Origin of the sequence: Lysinibacillus sp. NPDC097287 (assembly GCF_044761695.1) — a bacterium.
Taxonomy (GTDB): domain Bacteria; phylum Bacillota; class Bacilli; order Bacillales_A; family Planococcaceae; genus Lysinibacillus.
Genome location: NZ_JBIWCX010000005.1, coordinates 217,787 through 238,078 on the forward strand (window position 1 = coordinate 217,787; position 20,292 = coordinate 238,078).

Genomic DNA, 20,292 nt, shown 5'->3' on the forward strand with positions numbered 1-20,292 from the left:
TTGTCATAAATGTTCCCAAAATCAAATAGTTACCATATCCTCTTTTGCTAGCTATCATTGCATGTACCTCTTAGTTCATTGGTTTGGGTCACTTAAGATAGGAAGTGACCCACTTCTTCAATCCGTTCAGCAAGCTATTGATTTCTCTCGCTTCTTTATAGAAATCTTCTAAATGCCATAACGAACCTAGCAATTCCTTCCCCTTCGCACTTTAGATCATTTTGTTTGTTCTCTTTCATTAATATTATTTGATGAGGTATTAACAGCTGCTTGCCAAAAATATTAATTGAAAATTTTTTTGATTTTTTAACCTAAATTTAACCTTCGTTGTTTAATCTTTGATTTGAGGAGTTTTTAAATGGTATTTTGCTAATTCCTTAAACAAATATTTCTAGGAGGTTTTATTGTGAAAAAAGTATTAATCGGCAGTACATTAGCAGTTGGTCTATTATTAGCTGGAGCAGGACAAGCATCTGCCTCTTCAGTTCAAGGGATAGGAGGCGTAGGTGGCGTTGATCTTGGTTCAATGGACATTGAAACAGCATTACAAATGGTTCAACAACAAAGAACAAATCAATTAGAAAGTCAATTTCAATCGCAAATAGCTGATGTTCAAAAGAAAAATGAACAAATAGCAATCTTAAATGAACAGCTAAGCAAATTAAATGCAGATATTTCAGCTACAAATGATGATGCTATAAAAGATGAACTAAGAGCACAAACTCAAGAATTACAAAGCCAAAGTGATACACTGAGCAACTCACAACAAATGGACATGCTTCGCCTCCAAAGTTTGAGTAATAAACGTAATGAAGCATTTGATTCAATGACAAACTTTTTGAAGAAAATGCAGGACAGTCGATCATCAATTCTTGATAATATGCGTTAAAATAAGTGGGCTATAGTTTTGCTATAGCCCTTAAATAATGTTGTTTTACTACATCTACACATTTTCTTTCGATAAATCCTCAAAGTATTCAGTAATAAAATGGGTTCAATACCCGACTTATGTTAACCTGAAAGAGCAACTTCATTAACATAAATTGGATGATATAGAATGTCTCGTAATTCACTCCTTATTCACCCATTGTTACTGCATTTTTATTTGTTATCCTTTCATTCACATTTTCTATATATTGGAAAACAAATGGATTCGTTCAAATCTTATTTTTTTATTATCTCAAAATACGTTTTCCATGTAAAACTATGGATATTATGACCGTCGCGATCGTAACATTGGTTCAGCATTTGCTCTAATCGTTGTACTGTTCATTCTTCTAATTATTGTCGGCGCTAGCTATGATAGTCAATAAATTATAGTAGCTTGCACCTTCCCTCTATTTTTTTAGGGTCACTTTCCACCGACTTACCCTTTTTAAAGTTTCTTTCCGCATATACATATTTAATTCAAAACTCACTTACTGCACATTTTTGTTCAAATGTTTACTTCATCTTGATTATTGCTCTGTATCTTCGCATTTTCGCGTTCTTAACTTTCTATTGTTAAAAAGATTTATTTTAGAAAACATTCCTTTTATTCTCTTTTTCGACATCTACTGCATATGATGCTATTAATACAATTTTGCTTTTTATCGAATTAAGGAGGAGAAGAGCATGAATAATGATAATAACAAATTAAATCGACCATCTGAATCACACGAAAGTTCTACTTCTAAAATTAAAAATATTGGTGCATCCATCTTTACACTGGGAGAAGATTTACTTGAACTTGCATTAGAGCTCGCATTTGATGCATTAGAAGATGTAAACAATCAAAGCCCTCAGAGCTTGAATGACCAATCTAAACATTCAGAAAGCATACAAAAGCAGATAGATCATTTAATTTCCGAATTAGAAGGAATGAAAAAAATCATGAAATGAGTAATTATGAATACGAAACTGCAAAAAAACAGGTGACCTTTTGCTAAGCTTTCAAGAAATTTGTACACAATACGCTCAGATTGCTTAAGGTAACGTTACGATGAAAAATGAAGTTTATTCAGTAGAACTTGATCTTAATGTTACTATTCAAGTTCATCCTGCCCGTAGTGCACTTTCAGCTGGCAGAACATTTAAATCACTTGATATACCTTAACTTTGGGGAAGTAGCAGTTCTACAAGAGGAATTACACTCATTTGTTAGCGTACTTGTGAAGAATAATTTGATTGTCAGTATCATTAGATTTTTACGAATTCATTTTTTTTATATACTCATGTTCAATCGATAGAGTCTCCTTTGATTTTTTCTTAAAAATTCACACAAGCATTTAGTATTTTGAAGAATTAGGTTTAGTCAAAAAATACTTACAACAAAAATAAATTGGATATGACATTGCTTACTGAGGTGATTTAGTTTGAATAAAAATAATAAAAGGGTGGGTCAAGGTGATCAAAACGAATTATCAATCCAGGCCGCTGAGTTAGCCGTCGTTGGTGAAGTATTTTCCATAATCGGTGATACAATATCCGCTATTTCCGCAATACTTGCATTAGAGGCAGAACAACAAGAACAAAATGAAAAAGAAAATAGTATGAAAGATAATAAAAACATGCAGAAACAGATCCGCTATTTAACCACTGAATTAGAAAAACTTAAACATCAAGTGAATAGACAGCGCCCTCGTAGAAAATGACGGAAATTATCTCTCTGTATGAATACTCTCATCACTCTCAAATGCAGTCGCTTACATCCACTGATAGAACAATTGCGTCTGCATCCTCTTCTGATAAAGTCTTAAAACACCTCTGAGGTGATGATTATGGAAAAGCAAAAATTAACCTGGAAAGCTTGTGCTGGAAACTCTTTTACAAAAGGAAAACTTGAGGGCTATGCTAATATAAGACCCCATTGAAAAATATTTTCTTCCTCTCCGTTAATCATTACTTTTTGCAAAGATTGCGGTGAAGTAGCTTCAATCAAAGTTAAAAATCTAAAGCCATTTCAAAATTGATACATAAGCGATGTTCAACAACTGCACCACTATCCATACCTCTTTACATCGCAGATGCGATTTAGCTCTTCGTTAGACAATCTATCACGATAGTTATGTGAATAGTTCGTCATCAATTCACAGATAAATATCAAATCATTACGTACTATCAGCTCTGATCTCTCAATAAAAATTTAACCGTCAGTTAAACCGTTTTTTATAGTCTGCTGTCGAATCCCATACCTTTGCTATATTAACTGCCTTACTATTTTCAATCATCCAGAAATACTGAATTGAAACATCTAGCCTATCACCATAGATTGATAGGACATGCTGCGGGACTGTGCCAAATTGTTAGACACTTACTAACAATTTGGGGGTAGTTCAATTTCAGGCAGACTGACTTTCATCTAACTTTATTAATAAGCTCTATATATTGTAAATCTCCATAGCCTACTGTTGGGAAAAGATCAAATAACCTATTCATTAATTCCGCCATTGGTAAATCTTTATTTTGGGAAATGTATTTTACTACTGCATTATTTTCTTTTAGCATATCTAAATATATGTCAATTGCCTGATACATTACTGGTAGTAATTCAATTGCTGGTTTTTCATGATTTATCAATACTTCTTTGTATATAGAAGAATAGTTACCTAGTGTAAGTTCAGTTTGACTTACTTTAAATTCGTCCTCTCTGAAGCTATTTAAGAACACTTTTCCTTCATATCCGGACTGTTCTAGATATGACATTATGGTAAGCAGATTCATTTGACAAAACATATCTTCACCAAACCATAAAACGATACATCTATACTCTTTATTAAAAAGATTTTCTAATGGATCAATAACCTTTTTGATATAATTTTCTACTGACTCATGATGTCCAAATGCTCTTTTTTTTATAAACTCTTTATCAAAAACTTGATTAGTAGTCGCGTTTACACACATCGCTTCATTGAATGGCGAATAATCAGAATCTCCCATGAGTTTATTCTCTTTAAACTCTTCATACATAACCTGACCATTCAACATATTTAGTACGTCTTTGTCAAATAGCTCACTCTTCACTCTTTGTAACTGTTCAACCTCAATTTTTCTAGCAACATTCATTCTACAGCATTCCCCGCCTTTATTAATTGTGAGTTTAACTAATAACTTGTTAGGTTGAAACATTCTTGAGTTTATACCAAAAACTGTTTTAAAATTTCTACTATATGCTTCTTGCGAAGAATATATTGCCTAACACTTATACCTGTTATTTCGTGAAATTTAAAAGAACAATAGTATGGGGAATATCCCATATAATTAGATAGTTCATCTAATGAAATTCATTTTTAAAATTGTCTTCAATCCAATCAATCATAAGCTGCATATGTTCATTTATTTGTCTCACTCCACACTAAAATTATAAGAGGTATCAATTTCTTGTGATTTATATTATTTTATGTACTTCCCAATCACTCTCATCCTATCACCATTTATAAGTCAGTGTAATACCTCGATTTCTCTATCCTTTCAAGCAGTTGCATTCATCTATACCCTTCCGCAAATACCATATTACTTGCACCTACCGTTTCTTTCGGTAATGTCATCTCAAACCACTGTAATAAATTGCCCTTCCTCTTTTGCCCTTGTTGCTCATGTGAGGTTGCCTTCCTAAGGTTGTGATGTGGTATAATACTGTTACTGACAAACCGTAAAATGACAGTATTAAAGCTGTAGCACATGATGATGCTACAGCTTTTTTTACCATTGATTTCAATTATTTTTCTGATTTTTTATTATTAGCTTTTTGAACCTCTAGGAGTTCAGAGATAGTAAGAAATTTATATCCTTGCTTTTCAAGTTCTGGGAGTATTTTTTCCAAGGCTTTTATGGTTTGTTGACGATTTCCACCTCCGTCATGAAACAGGACTACACTCCCTTCTTTAACATTCTTTAGCACAGTATCTACAATTTTAGAAGCACCAGGACTTTTCCAATCCATCGTATCTAAATGCCAAGACCACATCACTACTTTATAACCTTCTTTTACAATTGCATCTATCATCGCATCAGTGTACTGACCTTCAACAGGTCGGAATAAAGTTGGCGAAAACCCCGTAATACCATAAATGGTTTCATGTGTTTGTTTTATTTCTTTCATTAAATTTGGCACACTTGTTCTCAGGGGATGTGTATAGGTGTGAATGGCTAATTCATGACCTTCTTCGTACATTCTTAAAGCAATTTCTGGATTCTTATCTGCATGTTCACCGACTACAAAAAATGTTGCTTTAGCATTATATTTCTCCAATAAATCTAAAACCTCTGGTGTGTGTTTTTTGTGGGGACCATCATCAAAAGTTATAGCAATTATTTTCTCATTCGTTTTAATTTCCCACAAAATCTGGCCTGCTTCTTCGTAATATTTCCTCCCTTTATCTGCGAATGAACGTTCGTTTACATAAAACATGGAGATAACCAAAACACATACAGGTACTAAAAAAAGAAAGTACTTTTTCAAATTTCCACTTCCCACACATAAAGTATTTGCTCTTTATTATTTGTTTGTTAATCAAAAAAATACTTTTTATTAAAAGCCATTTTTTATGTGTATAAATAAACAAAATCAATCTAAAATAAAGTAAATATCATAAAAATAGTAATGGAAGCGATATGAAGAAATTTCAATTTTACATGTGAAATAAAAATTAACCTAAACTAGATGTATAGTATAACGAAAACTTTGAAGCACTTTAATTCGAATAGTTTACCTTGTTAAAGCGAAATAAATAACATAAAGCCAACTTAAACATCCATGAATGATCGCCCACAATATTGAATGATTCACGCTCCATGAAATTGTAATTGCTAATACCGCTCCAAAACCGATCCCATTTTTCACTACTGTTTTATTTCTTTCCAAGTTAATCTCCCCTTTCTTCATACTGTTCAGTAACTATATTTTATCTTTTAGTTGCATCGTATATACTTTGGACATTTAGCCACAAAGACCTGTTTTATATTCCTTTTGTCCCGCCCCATCTCCCCTTTGATGAATAGAATAATGAAGAAGGGAGGTGTTTTTATGGGATACTCTGGAAACATGTGCAATTATAACAGTTACTGTGGAGGAAATAACTATGGCAACGGTTCAACATTCGTTCTAATTGTTGTTCTATTCATTCTTCTAGTTATTGTCGGTGCTACTTTCATGTATTAATTTAATTAACATGCCCAATATCTAAGTATGAAAAATTACGCTTTAACTTCTATTCATATTACCTATTAATGGATAAAACTCTTCATCATGGTTAAAGTTTTCCCCAATCAAATATTCTCCGAAACCTCTTTCGTAAGCTAATACCTATTGTAATAGTAGCGAAAAGCTAATTTATCCTCATACCTCCTAGTTTGTTGGTTTGGGTCACTTTGATTAGAAGTGACCCTTTTTCTCGTATTATTCAATTACTTAATATATTTACAACTACATACAATCTCTTCCAAACAATTATTTAAAAGAAATGTCTCTGATTGATAGAACAAGTCTTCCTTTTTTGTCCAGTAAAAAACCACAATCCGAAGATTGTGGTTTAGGAAATTTATACTTCACTGTTTTTAGCGATTATTTTCGTTGTGCTTATTTTCTTCAGTTGAGTTATTAATTTGTTCTTTCGTTTGATCATTGTCTTTACGCATATCTAAATCGTCCGGGCTTAAATCTGATCCAAATTCTTCGCGATCTAATTCAGTTTTTTTTCGCTTTTCTTTTGTCATAATTAACACCTCCAATTTATAAATTATCCAATTTGGCGTAATTTATACGTGTCATAATGTGAGTTGAATTTTACGATGAGATTATTTAAACTGTTCCGCCATCCATTTTAGAAATCATTGGAAAACCCCTTTTTTGTTACTCCACATTTTCTGTGTAAACACATGATAGGTAACCTTCGAAGCCGCAACGTCTACAAACGCTGCGGCTTTTCTTTAACATTTTGGTTTATTATCCTTTTCTTCAAAAAGAAAATCACATATTTTATAGTATCGAGAACATCTTAGAAAAGTGGTGAAATGATGAACAGACATAGAAGACGAGGTGGTTTTTGTTATCCTGGTTATCGGTACTGTGGTCCGGGATGTTCTGGTCCTGGTCGACCAACTAACCCAGTTGATTCTTGTTGCAAACTACATGACGAATGCTATTCAAAATACGGTAGATCAAAGTATTGTGATGACATGTTTCAGAACTGTTTGTTACCGAAAATGAACTCTTCCAACAAAATGGGAAGAGAAGCTAAACTGTTCTACAATGTTATTAATTGGCGTAATAACTTCTTTTAAACTATATGATACTGTGTGTTTTGTTGATTCTTCTTCATCTTGCACCGTACAGGCACCTAACTTCTCCTTGAACATATAATGTACGAAAAAGGAGTGACTATAATGCCCTGGCAACATAAAGTTGGTTATTTAATCGGTCAACCTGTTGGGATTTCTTTATCAAACGGTCAAGGTACTTCTGGAATTTTGTGCGGTATATCTGGTGGAAAACTTCTTGTACTAGAGTATTTGTATCAAAGCCAATTTGCCTTGAAACAGTATGACTTTCACATGATCCATGATGTTAATGGATTCCCACCTTGCCATAGTCAACAACCGTTATATTAATAAAACATCCTTCTAGGGTGTTTTTTCTTTGTATTAGAACATATCAAACAAAAATACGCTTACAGTTCATTGCCAATTATTTTAAAGACCGTCGAGTAAACGCTATCTTTATTAGTTGATTGTAATTTGCTACCTTTCACTGGATAACTAACGCTCCATGTCTGATAGCCTCTCTCTTCCCCTAAATATAAAATTCCTGAAACTGGGTTTTCTACTTCATTTATTCTTTCTACATGCTCTTCATAACTAATTGGATTTGCTAGTTCAATAAATGGTATATGACTTGCCTTCGTACCTAAAAAGAATATTGGAACTTTACTTTCTTTATACTTTTATACATTTTCTTGTTTTGCAGCTTCAGAAAGCTTTGCTTCAGAAATAAAAATCGAATCATAATTGTTAATAGTCCAATTATCAAAATTAACATCTTCAAAATTAATATTATCTTCTCTTACCTTGGGTATCTCTCCTATAACAGCAATATGTAAGCTTCTCCCCTCATACTCTGGCTCTAGTGATTCATTAGAAGTACATCCCATTAACATTATTATTAGAAAAATCAGTCCTAAAAATGCGCGTTTTTTCATTTTATCGTCTCCCTTGTATATAAAAAAGGAACTCCAATGTGACTAGAAGTTCCTTATCTTATTCGATTAAAGCCTTCGGTTACAGAGAAAATTAGAACTGAAACATTAAATCTTTTGAATCATCTCTACCCTATTTCCAAATGGATCCCTAAATTCAAAACGTTTAAAGTTTGGGATTGGAACCGAATCCAATAGCTTTATATTATTTTGTTCTAAAATTCTTTTCCAATATGATATATCTTCTACCTCGTAAGCAATATGTGCTTTGGTTTTTAACCTATCAAAGTCATCTTCTGTTCCTATATGAACTTCTCTATTACCAACTTGCATCCAAAAACCGCCTCGCCCTTTAAGGGATTCCGGTTTTTCAATTTCTGGCAGACCTAAAACATTGCAATAAAAGTTTTTACTTTCCTCTTCTGCTCCCTTTGGAATCGTTATCTGAACATGATGCAATCCTATGATCATAAAATCACTCCTCAAAATTCTTTTTTATCCAAAATATGTTTATTATTTAATTTTACTATACTTTCTTCATTTATTAACATTAATGTTCTCTAAATTTCTTAGCACACTGCTATTTATACATAATAAAAGCCACATTCGATTGAATGTGACATTCTGTATTTTTGCTTTTAGGTTCTCTTCAATGCATCTTATCATTCGCTGATTTCAGGTTGCTGAATCGTTCAATTACCTACCTTGATTTTCATAATAGGTTTCATCTGCAGATTTTTTGTCAGTTCCTTTTACATAGGCTAAAATCAGTTGCGGACGTTTTAGTAAAGCCCAGTCACCATGCTGATCAAACCTTCTACATGAGGTGATCATGCCATTTTTGATTAAACCGTATTTTTTTCCGTTTTTCTTGCCCCATTCTTTCAAACGTTTTGCAAAATCAGCATCCTCTGCCATGAGCATATTTTCATTAAAACCTTTAATTGCCAAGAAGTCTTTTTTATAGCACCAAAAAATCCCTACAGAAATAAACCCGTACTTAAAAAGCAAGGGAACTATCAACAATAACGTAGAAACTAGTATACCTAGTGACATTCTTTCAAATTGCCCATTCACACCGCCACCAATGTATTTATTCGAAGCAAGTTGCTGTTCCACAGTAGATAGAAAATGTTCTGTCATTCGAGTATCAGCATCTATTGTTATGATGATTTCGCCTCTAGCAATCTCAGCTCCTGCATTCCTAATTTTTGATAGATTCTTATCATTATTGTTTAATGTTACGCAATTGTATGATTGTGCAATTTCCTCTGTCCTATCCGTACAACGATTTAGTACGACAATGACTTCCACCTGATTTTTAAAAGGTTGTGCTGCCTTTCGAATTGAATCTAGGCATTTTCCAATGTAATTTTCTTCATTATGAGCAGGTATTATAACGGAGAATTTCACATTCTCACTCGAAGCAACTCTTAAAAAATGATATCCTTCTATCATATAGCTTTAGCCCCTTTCTTGAATAAAAAGAACGGCAAGATGTACGTTCTTAAGCCTCTTTGTTGACTGGTTTCGTCCAAAGCTCATGGGATACATATGTGCTGCTAATAGCCCTTATATAATGATATGTAGTCGTTGTGCTTGTTATCCCTTTTCTCCCAGCCATTGTAAGCTTTTAATGACGTTCACTGTAAGTACTCGTGGCTCGTAACTCAAGTACCTATCATCACCTCCAACTATACTCTTGCATATAATGAACATGGGATAGCAATTAAAAAAACCCCTACACGTTGCAAGCTATCCCCTCTTGTTTTTGGCTCTCAAAAGCATGGAGTTCTTTAGCTATATGCCCATTTTTTTACATTAGCGAACATTTATCTAAGCTGGAGCGTTTACAAACGCTCCAGCTTTTTTGTTGTGCTATTGAGCACTTATCGTACAATTTAGTTAACAATCCCACAATATCCAAGGACTTTACTTCATAGAAATATCCGTTTACTCTTTATGAAATCAATTTCCAACTGAGCGCTATTCCTTTTTTCAAAGGGCTAATTATAGTAATACCGCTTTGTTCTTAAGGCAAAAGTCTATTTCACCATTCTGTAATATTTCATTTATCATATGTCCCCATTGTATTTTGGGTATTCATACAAAAATAATTTTTCAAGAAAGTATGTTTTTTAAATTATTTACTGGACAAATTGCCAATCACATTCCACTTACAAATCATAGTTTATTAGAGTAAGGCTAGCGCTGGCTTTAGATTAACTATCTAGAAGGGAAGTTGGAAATGGAAGATAAACAATATTTAAAACATATGAATTGGGATTATGATAAATGTACTGAAGCCTATAAATGCAGTGATGGTGATGCCCAGTGGTCTAAAAAAGACGATGAATACTACCCAATCGAAATATGTTTCCACAAAGTAGAGAAATGCCATCGTGAAGAGCAAAAACCTTGCTGTCATAAGGAAAAGAATTGTAATCATAAAGAAGGCAACAACTGTCAAGGTTGCATTTGTAATCAATTAAAGAAACTAGAACCGGGTACTTTAATCGATGCATTCTTATCGAGTGGTGGCGTATTTACTGCTCTTAGTTTTTTAAACTTTGATCCGAAAAATTGCTGTGCATTCTTCCTTGAAGCAGGAACATCTAATAGTCCACTCATTATAGATTGTAGAAAGATTGACGCTATTCGAAAAAATATTTGTTAACTTTTAATGGGTCTCTTCTTATGAGATGAGACCCATATTTTTTCTATGTCTACATCTCTTTGATATCCTTCAAAATTTAAAAATCTAGTGACGCCAAGACATCACTTTATTTCAATTCCCTCCGATTTTACTTACAGTTTCTATCCTTATAACACAAAAAGCCACGCGCCTGTCTAACGTGACTCCTTCAAAATGATTAGATTTTCACTTTTTCAATTTCGGCAACTATTATTGATTCTTCACTAATTTTTACATATAAATTTTGCGATTCCTTACTATACCCTTCTTTTTGCAAAAATTCTTTCAGTCCTGATTTTTTAGCAAATACAATTTCCTTAACCTTTTGCTCACCTTCTTGACCGTCTGTTTCTTCTTTGATAGATACCATATAAATATTGGACAAGCTACATCTATTTGCCAAATACGTGTATAGACCATTTCATCTTCAATTACCTCAACACCTACTGTCCTCTTTAAATGAAGCTTTAGTTATGGTTACAGCTGAACGATCTAAAAGTATTACTTTTTGCTCTAAGATTTGACTGTCCGTGAAATTTTTCACGCCAAAACGAGCGCTTCAATGTCAGCCTCTTTGGTTAATAGTTGTCCAAAATGATTTACAAAGATAAGATCATCATAAATAAGTTTATCTAAGACATTTACATCACTCGATAACAAGCTTTACGCAACAATTGTACATATTGGTTTCCACCATTCAATTCCCCTCGTATTCCCATTATAATTATCCACCTGTTTTTATAACATTTCATACAAAAAAGCCACACCTAATTGAATGTGACTACCAGATAAATTATGGAACAGTTATTGCCTGCTCTTCCTTTAGCCAATTATTGATTGCTTCCTTCGAATAATAATACTTGTTACCTATTTTAATGTAAGGAATATTACTTGTTGTCCATGCCCCAGCTGAAATTGGCCCTAACTTTATAAGTTCACTAATTGTTAGTCCAAGATAATCTGCTGCTTGCTCTTGTGTAAGAAGCTCAGGATAGACCACTAACTCCTTTGGTTCATTTGTTAAACTATTAGATATAAGCCAACTACTAACAACAATACTTACCGCTAAAGAAAATATCGATAATGCTAATAAGCTATTCTTCAATAAACTTCCCCCTTAGGTTAAAGACATTTCTTTAATAATCCTCATTCTTTTTCCACTTATAATAGTTATAAGCCAGTTGTATAAGGAAAAGAAACACTAAAAATAGGAAAATTGATTGTTTCTCATAAGAATGCAAACCAACAGATAAATTCAGCATTAGAAGTACAGGAATCATTATAAGTAGAGACCATAATGTTCGAATCAACTTTCTTCTATAACTTAATTTAGCATATGCAAATGTAAATCCTTTATCTACCTTTTCTTTATTTTTATAAATTAACGTAAGAATACCGTTAATAAGCAAACCGATAGCCATCAGCATAATAAACGTTGATAATATTAACATCACTCCGCTCCCCCTTTATATCCACTCACTTTCAAACACATCATTACCACCCATTTCATTCTTCAATTAAATAACAACCATTACCATTATTATATACTAATGGAATAAAACGGACCCCTTTCTGATGTTTTATATATCTTATAACAAACAATGTTTAGTAATTGGCTTTTGCAGAAAATGATCCATCCCAATACAATGGTAAAATGTCTGTATTGTATTCATTGGCAATCTAGTAACTATTACTTTTTGATACTCTAGACGCTACTATAATTACACGACATGAAGAAGTTGTATATGATTTATGAAAAAGAGAAATTATTAGAGTTTAGTAAACCCACACCCTAATTCCTAGCTTTCCGAATCTATAAAAGCCGATGCTTTAAATAGCATCGGCTTCATATTTATTACTTATTATTATTCTCTTTATTGTACTCTATCCAAAATTCTGCACCTTTAATGCCTAGTTTTTCAGGATGGAATGTTGGGTCCTTCCCTTCTTTTCGTTGTGCTTCATAGTCTTTTAACGCAATCATTGCGGGCTTCGCCATTAATAACATACCCACAATATTGACCCATACCATTAAACCAAGACCAACATCTCCGAATGCCCATGCTAGATCTGATGTGCGCACCGTACCATAGAAAGATGTCCCAATAACAGCCGCTTTAATAAACCAAGTCGCCGTAACTTCCTTCTTCCCTTTAAATAAGTAAGCCACATTTGTTTCTGCAATATAGTAATATGAAAGAATAGTTGTAAAAGCAAAGAAAAATAATGCAATTGCTACAAATGCTGAACCGAAGCTTTGGAAATTCGGGAATGCACTATTCACCGCTACTTGAGTAAATTCAGTATAGGTAATGCCTGCTGCATTCTCTTGCACTACCGCTCCCGTTGCACTACCTTCTTGTACGTTGTATGTCCCCATGAACAACACCATTAATGCCGTTGCTGAACATACTAGCAATGTATCAATATAAACAGAGAATGATTGTACTAGACCTTGTTTAGCTGGATGAGATACTTCTGCTGCCGCTGCTGGGTGAGCACCGTTCCCTTGCCCTGCTTCATTTGAGAAGATAGCACGTTTAACCCCCCATGCAATTGCAGAACCGACCATTCCACCAAATACTGCATCCGCACCAAATGCACTACGGAAAATAAGTCCTAACACTTCTGGTAACTGTGAAATGTTCAACACAATAATGATTAATGCCATTAGTAGATAGGCAATTGCCATGAATGGCACAAGTATTGTTGCTGTTCTTGCAAAACGTTTAACACCACCAACGATGATAAAACCTAAAGCTACAACTAAAAATAAGCCGGTAATCCATGGCTCAATTCCAAATGCATTGTCTATCGCACTAGAAATCGCATTTGATTGTACCCCTGGAATTAAAAAGGCTGTTGCTAAAATCGCCGCAATAGCGAACAATATTCCAAACCAACGCTTGCCAGTCCCTTTTTCAATATAAAAGGCTGGACCTCCGCGGTACACACCATTTTTCTTTTCTTTATAAATTTGAGCGAGTGTTGATTCGACAAATGCTGTTGATGCACCAATAAATGCTGTCACCCACATCCAGAACACTGCACCCGGACCACCGAATGCGATCGCTGATGCTGTCCCGATAATATTACCTGTTCCAACACGGCCTGATAACGCCATTGATAGTGCTTCAAAAGAAGAAACACCACTTTCTGATTTTTCGCCTTTAAACATTAACATTACACTATCTTTAATAAGGCGCACTTGCACAACGCGTGTCATAAATGTAAAAAGTAAGCCGACTACAAGGATACCGTACACGAGCCAAGGACCCCATAAAATACCATTCATTATCTCTACAAATTTGTCCACTGTAAAAACCTTCTTCGCTGTATTTTATTTAATATATATCACTATAATTTATCCGCTCTATAAATACAATACCTCTTTCTTCATTTTGATAACAAACGAAATAAATCAAAGGAAAAACACGCACTATTCTCCGTTTCCAATACACAAAGCACAAATTAATATACATCGATAATATTTCAGCATTATTGTTCTACATAATTTTTCGCTTACAAAATCTTTCAGTTCACTGGAAAAGTACAAAGAATAGATTTCAACATAAAGATGTATTCCTCCTGAAAAACACACCCACTTGTCCTTTTCAGAAGAACACAATAAGGCAACATAAAAATAACCACTCATTTACAAACATAAATGAGTGGTTATTTTGTCTTTATTATAATCTTCCTGATTCTTGTAATACTTTATACAGCATTTTTGCAAATTGACCACGCGTTATCCTTTGAGCCGGCTCCAGTATTTCATCATAATCAATGGCACCTAATGCATATAGAGTTGCTGTATGTTGATATAGTTCGTCGTCGAAATTCACGCTATCGCTATATGGGAAACCATCAACTTCTTCATTCGGCGCGAAATCAACAGCATCTAACATACGACCGAGTATTAAGATTGCTTGTTGTCGTGTAAGTTTGCCGTTCGGATTAAACTCATTATACGTCTTCCCTTTCATAACCTCAATTGAAGTTATAGCTCCTACATACCCGCCATACCATGATTTTTTCGTATCTATATCCTTAAACTGCGTTGTGCTTACTTGTTGGAGACTAAAAGCACGTGCTACTAATGCACTTACCTGTGCACGTGTTAATGTTTCGTTTTCACCAAAGTAATCTGGCGTTCTTCCATTCACAATCCCCCGCTCCGCTAATGCTGTAATATACATTGCATTTGACGAATTTGCTATATCCCGAAAATTATTTACTGTAGGATGGACAAATTGCAACTCAGCATTGCCATGAATCGTTGCAATGACTCGGTCCCCTTCATCACGATATGCTACTGGTTCTACTGTTTTTTTTGTTACTTGCTTTAACACACCAGTATGACCGTTTTTAAAAATCTCTACTTCTAGTGGCTGACGATTATTGACAATATCGGCTTTCACACTGAATTTTCCGTCTTTTTCAGATGCTGAAATTTTTGCTCCATACTTCGAATATACAATCATATTGTCAGTTTTCGTATGTACATAATTTGTTGGCTCTTGATAGGCATATGTTTGCATTGGAGTACTACTAGCTGTGCCGAGTACTACAACCATCGCTGCCATTTGGATAGTTTTTTTCATATCTCCTCTCCCTTCAGTATGTCTATTACCATCATAATAGATTCAATAACATAAAAACATAGTATTTTTTACGCAGACCTTTTTGCTCTCTCTATGCAACAATAAGCGTCGCTATCCTTCATTTCCTTAGATTTATCCGCCTGTTTTCGATTTTTATCCGTCAATTTTCAACTTTTATCCGTCCACATAGTTAATCCCCGTAAAGTATCTTATACTCACGGGGATTATTTTTTATTTTGCTAATAGCGTATGTAATTCGTGCAACTTTTTTATCTCATAGTGTGGGTGAACATCGCTTGTATTGTCAATATCACGAATGTTAAACCAGCATGTATCAATACCTGCTCGTAAGCCACCTTTTATGTCAGATGTCAGTGAATCCCCGACAATCAATGTTTTATCTTTATCAATTCCATCGATACGCGTAAATACATAATCAAAAAACTCAATCATTGGCTTTTGATAACCCGTTTGCTCCGAAACAAAAATATCTTCAAAGTAACTCGCTAAATTAGCATCAACTAAACGTTTATTTTGCGTTGTCGTCTTACCATTCGATACGACGTACAAATCATACTCTTGTGCTAATTGCTCGATGACTTCATAGGCACCTTCGACATAATAATGAGCTTCCTGCAAATATTTTTGGAACTCGCCCTCAAAATACTCACCGTCTACATCAATGCCATATTCCTTAAAAAATTTCGAAAATCGTGTGTTATGGAGTACGTTTTTAGTCACTTCCCCGCGTTCAAATGCACGCCACATCGCTTCATTTATTTCTTTATAGCGCTCTAGCATCGCTGGTGTTACCGTAATATTTTCTTGATCAAATAAACGAGTTAAGGCAGCATTTTCAGCTACGTCAAAATCTAGTAATGTGTCATCTACATCAAATAATAGTGTTTCATACTTACTCAAAATATCTTCCTACTTTCTTTCGTACGGTCTTGCCGTCTTGCTTTCTCTATCATATCGTTTTTTCACAAAAATAACAGTAGAAAAGCGCTCCTAATTTTACATCTTTCTCGAACTTATGTATTTACAATAGTAACTCCGCATTACTTTCGCGCAGAGTTACTATGAACAAGAAGGCGTTTTTGCACTTCTTCTTGCACTTCACTTTTCAGCCCCTTCCGTGGAATATTGCAACTCCATATCTTCTCCACTCATTGCAATCCTATAATCGCAAAAATATTCATCTAACACCGTTAAATGCAGTACTTTCAGCCCTTTTTCTTTTAATTGGCAATTTAGTATTTTACATTCCCGTTGTAATATTTTTGTTTGCTAATCAAACCAAATAGAAAAAACATCTGCCATTTTCATTGACTCTACATATTGCCAATCTTTCATTAATGTACGATGCAATAAATAACGTTCGTCGGAAGTTATCACTACGTCTCACCGCCTTCATTCTACTTCAAATACATCTAGTATCGTATCCACATCAATACAGTTTATCCCGGTCTGAATTTCATTGACTATATACAGTAGTAGAAACATAGATTCCTATATATTAAATTTACTCATTTAAAGTACATTATTATAAATAGGCAGATAACATAATTCCTGATTTTAAAGTAAAAAAAACGCTGGGCTATAATAACCCAATGTCCCTCTCTATTCTTGTTCATCCTCGCCAATTTTTTCTTCAGTGATTGCCGAAAGAATTGGTTGTTCCATATTACTAACAGAAACTTGAGTCGTTTCATATTTAGCCTTTAGCTCGTAATACTTATCAAGTGATCGTCTAGCAATCTTATTGGCATGAGGAAGAGGTGGCACAAAGTTAGTTGTTGCCCAAGGAATAACAACAGCATAGGCAATTTCAGGATTTTCATATGGCGCAAAGCCTACATGTGTTAAGTTTAATACTTCCGTTTTCCACTTCTCTTTTAACGGTCCAAAATAAACTACCTCAGCTGTTCCGGTTTTCCCTGCTGCTGTGTACGGTGTATCCCTAAACTGTCTCCCAGCAGAACCTTGCGAACCAACATATACTCGACGAAGACCTTTTTTCACATAATCAATCTCTTCTGTCGGGTTATCGATACGATTTAAAATAGTTGGTTCAATCTCTGTTGCCAATGGGCCAAGTTGTTGTCCGTCTTTTGACGGCTCTCGCACTTCCTTCACTACATGCGGTTTAATTCGATAGCCGCCATTTGCCACCGTCGAAATGTATTGCGCTAATTGTAATGTTGTATACGTATCGTACTGTCCTATCGCTAAATCAAGTGTTTTACCACCCATTGTTGGACCTGATGGACCCATTACTCCACTTACTTCATTTGGTAAGTCAATACCTGTTTTGACCCCTAAGCCGAATTGTGCATAATTATTACGCATTTTCGAGAATGTTTGATCATTCAAACGTAAAGGCATCATAGGACTATATGGTGTACCGTTTATTAGCATTGCTATTTTAAACATATAGACGTTAGATGAACGTTCAAGCGCCATTAAATCATTCATTGAGATGTAGCCACTAGGATTGAAAATCGATTTCTTTACTGGCGTACCTGCTAATCGAATAGGTTCATCTCCCAGTGTAGTGCCCATTGAAATAACACCTTGGTTATAACCGGTTAATACGGTTGCTGCTTTAACCGTAGATCCAGACTCATAGGCCGTTGTAAAGGTGCCGTAAGAATAATCTAGCATCACATTTTTCCCAGTATCAGGATCCTTCTCGATTTTCTTACCAACCATCGATAAAACATCTCCAGTGTTTGGATCCATCATCACTAAAAAGGCACGGTCTAATAAATGCGAGCCACCTAATGATTTTAAAGCGAGTAACTCTTCTTCGACAATCTTCTCTGTTTCTGCAAGTAGTTCACTATCAAACGTTAGCACTAAATCCTTACCTGGCTCGCCCTCATACGTTGTAATCGTATCGACGACTTGCCCTTTTTTATTGGTAATATTTTTGACGACTGTTTTTTGACCTTGCAGTAGCTCTTCATACTGTGCTTCAATATAACTTTCGCCTACTCGGTCATTTCGCGAGTAATCACGCGCTAAATAGTAATCAAGTTTTTCATTAGGAATCCCTTTGACAGGAAGTGTTGTACGCCCTAAAACTGATAGTGGTGACAGTTTTACACGTTTCCAATCCGTTGTCGTATTTACTCCCGGTAATTCTGTTAAACGTTCTGATACACGTGCAAACTCATCATCTGATACGTTTTCACTTTTAATAATTTGCGGTGATAAGTTGTAACCTGAAGCCATTTCGCGGTAGATTGCAAGCACTTCTAAATCCGCTTCCGTTAGTTGCGCTAATTCCTCGTCTGTAATACGCTCCCGGACAAGCTTATCAACCTCAGCGTTCGCTTTACTAATCGTAATTTCTTTTCTTTCATTAATTTCTTTTACTTCTTCCTTAGTAACTTTTTCGTAAGCCGCATCACGATTTTTTAATATCCAAAAATCGTATTTATCACGCATCGTCACACGATTTGTCGGCTGTTCGATTAAAGTGGCCAATTTCTCTGCAATTTCTAACATTTCCTCTGTTTTTGTCGTTTGCATTTTCGTATACGTAATCGCATTTTCTGGCTGATTATCGACTAAAATACGCCCATATCGGTCATACATGCGCCCTCTTGGCACACTAGTATTCACCGGTACTTCCTCTTTACTTTCTAAATTTCGTACATACTCTTCACCTTTTACAATTTGCATATAACCAAGTCTAAAAATTAACATTGAAAACATAAGAAATATAGAAAAGAAGAGGACATTCATACGAAGTGTTAAATTTGAATGATGCTTCGCCTTTACATTCGATGCACGACCCTTTCCTGGCGTTTTGTGCAAATGGATTACCCTCCTTTATATATGTTTATTCAAATATACGATACTATGTATACCACCCGATGCATCGTCAGAAAAGCTCGGTCTATCGCTAGTGTGCATTTACATCTATTTATCTAGAGAGTAATTTTGGCCTTCATTAAAATTACAGGAATATTGATTTCGTGAAAAATATATACTTAAATACTCTCTAATTTCTTCGTTCTGGCGATATGTATGGAATAGGTGAAGGGTGTATCGTACAAATGACCAAGAATTAAATACGCAAACTGCACAAGAACCCAGTAACATTGAATCGCTTGTACACTGCGGATTTGTGCTCCGCTGAAACCGAGACATCCCTTAACTTGCTTAAGGTATGTTTCAATCGACCAATGGTGGCTATAATACGTAAGAGTTTGTTCCGTCGTTAGCTGCTCAGTATCTGTACTCAAAAAACAGCGCATATTCTTTGGCTCCATCGATGCTTCCTGTGGCCAACACAGAAGTACGACACCGTTTTCAGACTCATTCAAGGCCCCTTCATAACGATACACGCGATACGTTTCTCCACCAACCGTTACGAGATCGGTGTCCTCTTTTTGGATATGCGTTGCGAAATGTTTTGCTTGAATACGAATACTTTGTGGATACAAAATACGGTTCGTTTTGAGTGCGCCGACGACATGCGTTCCCTCCCCCTCTTACTTTTATAACGTTTCAAATGAGTATAAGTTCCAATTGCATACAAATATACAAAGGATTAGAAGAGTTACACACTTAAATTTAGTAATAATTATTGTTTTTTAACAGCTAGATCTTCCCACTACTAAAGTCAAAAGCATTCATATTCTGACATTTCTTCGTAATGTATTTCTGCTGGATTAGAGCCGAAAACCCGTTTGCGGTAGTCTAATCCGCTATCTATTCCTACTGCACCACATTTACAAAATTGAAAGTCATTACTGTAAAATGATAATAAGGTTATTTAATTTTAAAAGCTCAAACAAGCATAACC

22 protein-coding genes and 2 pseudogenes are annotated in these 20,292 nt (G+C 34.8%); 8 read left to right on the forward strand and 16 right to left on the reverse strand.

Going from position 1 to position 20,292, the window contains the following annotated elements; translation table 11 throughout:
- The first annotated feature begins 406 nt into the window (after window positions 1-406).
- The 4 genes from ACIQ2D_RS10045 (at window position 407) to ACIQ2D_RS10060 (ending at window position 2,633) form a co-directional block, all read left to right on the forward strand.
- On the forward strand, window positions 407-889 hold the full coding sequence (locus ACIQ2D_RS10045; RefSeq protein WP_402863219.1) for a hypothetical protein: 483 nt from the start codon (window positions 407-409) through the stop codon (window positions 887-889).
- A gap of 346 nt (window positions 890-1,235) precedes the next feature.
- Window positions 1,236-1,313, forward strand: a complete 78-nt coding sequence (locus ACIQ2D_RS10050) for a YjcZ family sporulation protein (RefSeq protein ID WP_483869746.1) — start codon at window positions 1,236-1,238, stop codon at window positions 1,311-1,313.
- 301 nt (window positions 1,314-1,614) lie between these two features.
- A complete protein-coding gene (locus tag ACIQ2D_RS10055; protein WP_402863222.1) occupies window positions 1,615-1,881 on the forward strand; it encodes a translation initiation factor 2 in 267 nt (88 codons plus the stop codon).
- Between the two features lie 473 nt (window positions 1,882-2,354).
- The gene (locus ACIQ2D_RS10060; RefSeq protein WP_402863225.1) at window positions 2,355-2,633 is read left to right on the forward strand and encodes a hypothetical protein; all 279 of its coding nucleotides are present in this window, start codon (window positions 2,355-2,357) and stop codon (window positions 2,631-2,633) included.
- 703 nt (window positions 2,634-3,336) lie between these two features.
- Here the strand turns inward: ACIQ2D_RS10060 and ACIQ2D_RS10065 are convergent.
- From ACIQ2D_RS10065 to ACIQ2D_RS10075, 3 genes and pseudogenes are all read right to left on the reverse strand, one after another.
- Window positions 3,337-4,318 (reverse strand): annotated as a pseudogene (locus tag ACIQ2D_RS10065) (AraC family transcriptional regulator).
- Window positions 4,319-4,696: 378 nt separating this feature from the next.
- Entirely contained in the window at window positions 4,697-5,440 is a 744-nt protein-coding gene (locus ACIQ2D_RS10070; RefSeq protein ID WP_402863228.1) for a polysaccharide deacetylase family protein, read from the reverse strand.
- A gap of 246 nt (window positions 5,441-5,686) precedes the next feature.
- The gene (locus tag ACIQ2D_RS10075) at window positions 5,687-5,842 is read right to left on the reverse strand and encodes a hypothetical protein (protein ID WP_402863231.1); all 156 of its coding nucleotides are present in this window, start codon (window positions 5,840-5,842) and stop codon (window positions 5,687-5,689) included.
- Window positions 5,843-6,004: 162 nt separating this feature from the next.
- Here ACIQ2D_RS10075 and ACIQ2D_RS10080 point away from each other — a divergent pair, with 162 nt between their 5' ends.
- Window positions 6,005-6,139 carry a YjcZ family sporulation protein gene (locus ACIQ2D_RS10080; protein WP_402863234.1) on the forward strand — a complete coding sequence of 45 codons (135 nt, stop codon included), beginning with the start codon at window positions 6,005-6,007 and terminating at the stop codon, window positions 6,137-6,139.
- 395 nt (window positions 6,140-6,534) lie between these two features.
- On the opposite strand, the gene ACIQ2D_RS10085 is transcribed toward ACIQ2D_RS10080, so the two are convergent.
- Window positions 6,535-6,693: a hypothetical protein gene (locus ACIQ2D_RS10085; RefSeq protein WP_402863237.1), complete on the reverse strand. Its 159-nt coding sequence runs from the start codon at window positions 6,691-6,693 to the stop codon at window positions 6,535-6,537.
- A 300-nt stretch (window positions 6,694-6,993) separates the two neighbouring features.
- On the opposite strand from ACIQ2D_RS10085, the gene ACIQ2D_RS10090 reads away from it, so the two are divergent.
- Together ACIQ2D_RS10090 and ACIQ2D_RS10095 are read left to right on the forward strand one after the other, a co-directional pair.
- Window positions 6,994-7,260, forward strand: a complete 267-nt coding sequence (locus ACIQ2D_RS10090) for a Parvovirus coat protein VP1-like protein (protein ID WP_402863239.1) — start codon at window positions 6,994-6,996, stop codon at window positions 7,258-7,260.
- Window positions 7,261-7,362: 102 nt separating this feature from the next.
- Window positions 7,363-7,587, forward strand: coding sequence for a hypothetical protein (locus ACIQ2D_RS10095; protein WP_402863241.1), 225 nt, complete (start codon window positions 7,363-7,365; stop codon window positions 7,585-7,587).
- Between the two features lie 332 nt (window positions 7,588-7,919).
- Here ACIQ2D_RS10095 and ACIQ2D_RS10100 read toward each other — a convergent pair whose 3' ends face one another.
- The 3 genes from ACIQ2D_RS10100 to ACIQ2D_RS10110 all read right to left on the reverse strand — a co-directional run bounded on the left by ACIQ2D_RS10100 (window position 7,920) and on the right by ACIQ2D_RS10110 (window position 9,629).
- Window positions 7,920-8,174 carry a hypothetical protein gene (locus ACIQ2D_RS10100; RefSeq protein ID WP_402863244.1) on the reverse strand — a complete coding sequence of 85 codons (255 nt, stop codon included), beginning with the start codon at window positions 8,172-8,174 and terminating at the stop codon, window positions 7,920-7,922.
- 105 nt (window positions 8,175-8,279) lie between these two features.
- On the reverse strand, window positions 8,280-8,642 hold the full coding sequence (locus tag ACIQ2D_RS10105; RefSeq protein ID WP_402863247.1) for a VOC family protein: 363 nt from the start codon (window positions 8,640-8,642) through the stop codon (window positions 8,280-8,282).
- Between the two features lie 225 nt (window positions 8,643-8,867).
- On the reverse strand, window positions 8,868-9,629 hold the full coding sequence (locus ACIQ2D_RS10110; protein ID WP_402863250.1) for a glycosyltransferase: 762 nt from the start codon (window positions 9,627-9,629) through the stop codon (window positions 8,868-8,870).
- A gap of 790 nt (window positions 9,630-10,419) precedes the next feature.
- Here ACIQ2D_RS10110 and ACIQ2D_RS10115 point away from each other — a divergent pair.
- The gene (locus tag ACIQ2D_RS10115) at window positions 10,420-10,848 is read left to right on the forward strand and encodes a hypothetical protein (protein ID WP_402863253.1); all 429 of its coding nucleotides are present in this window, start codon (window positions 10,420-10,422) and stop codon (window positions 10,846-10,848) included.
- 196 nt (window positions 10,849-11,044) lie between these two features.
- Here ACIQ2D_RS10115 and ACIQ2D_RS10120 read toward each other — a convergent pair whose 3' ends face one another.
- From ACIQ2D_RS10120 to ACIQ2D_RS22375, 9 genes and pseudogenes are all read right to left on the reverse strand, one after another.
- Window positions 11,045-11,251 carry a hypothetical protein gene (locus ACIQ2D_RS10120; protein ID WP_402863256.1) on the reverse strand — a complete coding sequence of 69 codons (207 nt, stop codon included), beginning with the start codon at window positions 11,249-11,251 and terminating at the stop codon, window positions 11,045-11,047.
- Window positions 11,252-11,659: 408 nt separating this feature from the next.
- On the reverse strand, window positions 11,660-11,971 hold the full coding sequence (locus ACIQ2D_RS10125; RefSeq protein ID WP_402863259.1) for a helix-turn-helix domain-containing protein: 312 nt from the start codon (window positions 11,969-11,971) through the stop codon (window positions 11,660-11,662).
- A gap of 31 nt (window positions 11,972-12,002) precedes the next feature.
- A complete protein-coding gene (locus ACIQ2D_RS10130; RefSeq protein ID WP_402863262.1) occupies window positions 12,003-12,317 on the reverse strand; it encodes a hypothetical protein in 315 nt (104 codons plus the stop codon).
- 404 nt (window positions 12,318-12,721) lie between these two features.
- Window positions 12,722-14,182 carry an alanine/glycine:cation symporter family protein gene (locus tag ACIQ2D_RS10135; protein WP_402863265.1) on the reverse strand — a complete coding sequence of 487 codons (1,461 nt, stop codon included), beginning with the start codon at window positions 14,180-14,182 and terminating at the stop codon, window positions 12,722-12,724.
- A 373-nt stretch (window positions 14,183-14,555) separates the two neighbouring features.
- Window positions 14,556-15,470 carry an S-layer homology domain-containing protein gene (locus ACIQ2D_RS10140; protein ID WP_402863268.1) on the reverse strand — a complete coding sequence of 305 codons (915 nt, stop codon included), beginning with the start codon at window positions 15,468-15,470 and terminating at the stop codon, window positions 14,556-14,558.
- Window positions 15,471-15,701: 231 nt separating this feature from the next.
- On the reverse strand, window positions 15,702-16,391 hold the full coding sequence (locus ACIQ2D_RS10145) for a YjjG family noncanonical pyrimidine nucleotidase (protein ID WP_402863271.1): 690 nt from the start codon (window positions 16,389-16,391) through the stop codon (window positions 15,702-15,704).
- 702 nt (window positions 16,392-17,093) lie between these two features.
- Window positions 17,094-19,298 (reverse strand): peptidoglycan D,D-transpeptidase FtsI family protein, encoded by a 2,205-nt coding sequence (locus ACIQ2D_RS10150; protein ID WP_402863274.1) that lies wholly within the window; start codon window positions 19,296-19,298, stop codon window positions 17,094-17,096.
- A gap of 176 nt (window positions 19,299-19,474) precedes the next feature.
- Window positions 19,475-19,960 (reverse strand): annotated as a pseudogene (locus tag ACIQ2D_RS10155) (transposase); the annotation flags it as partial.
- 149 nt (window positions 19,961-20,109) lie between these two features.
- On the reverse strand, window positions 20,110-20,262 hold the full coding sequence (locus ACIQ2D_RS22375; protein WP_483869747.1) for a DUF7695 domain-containing protein: 153 nt from the start codon (window positions 20,260-20,262) through the stop codon (window positions 20,110-20,112).
- Window positions 20,263-20,292: the final 30 nt, after the last annotated feature.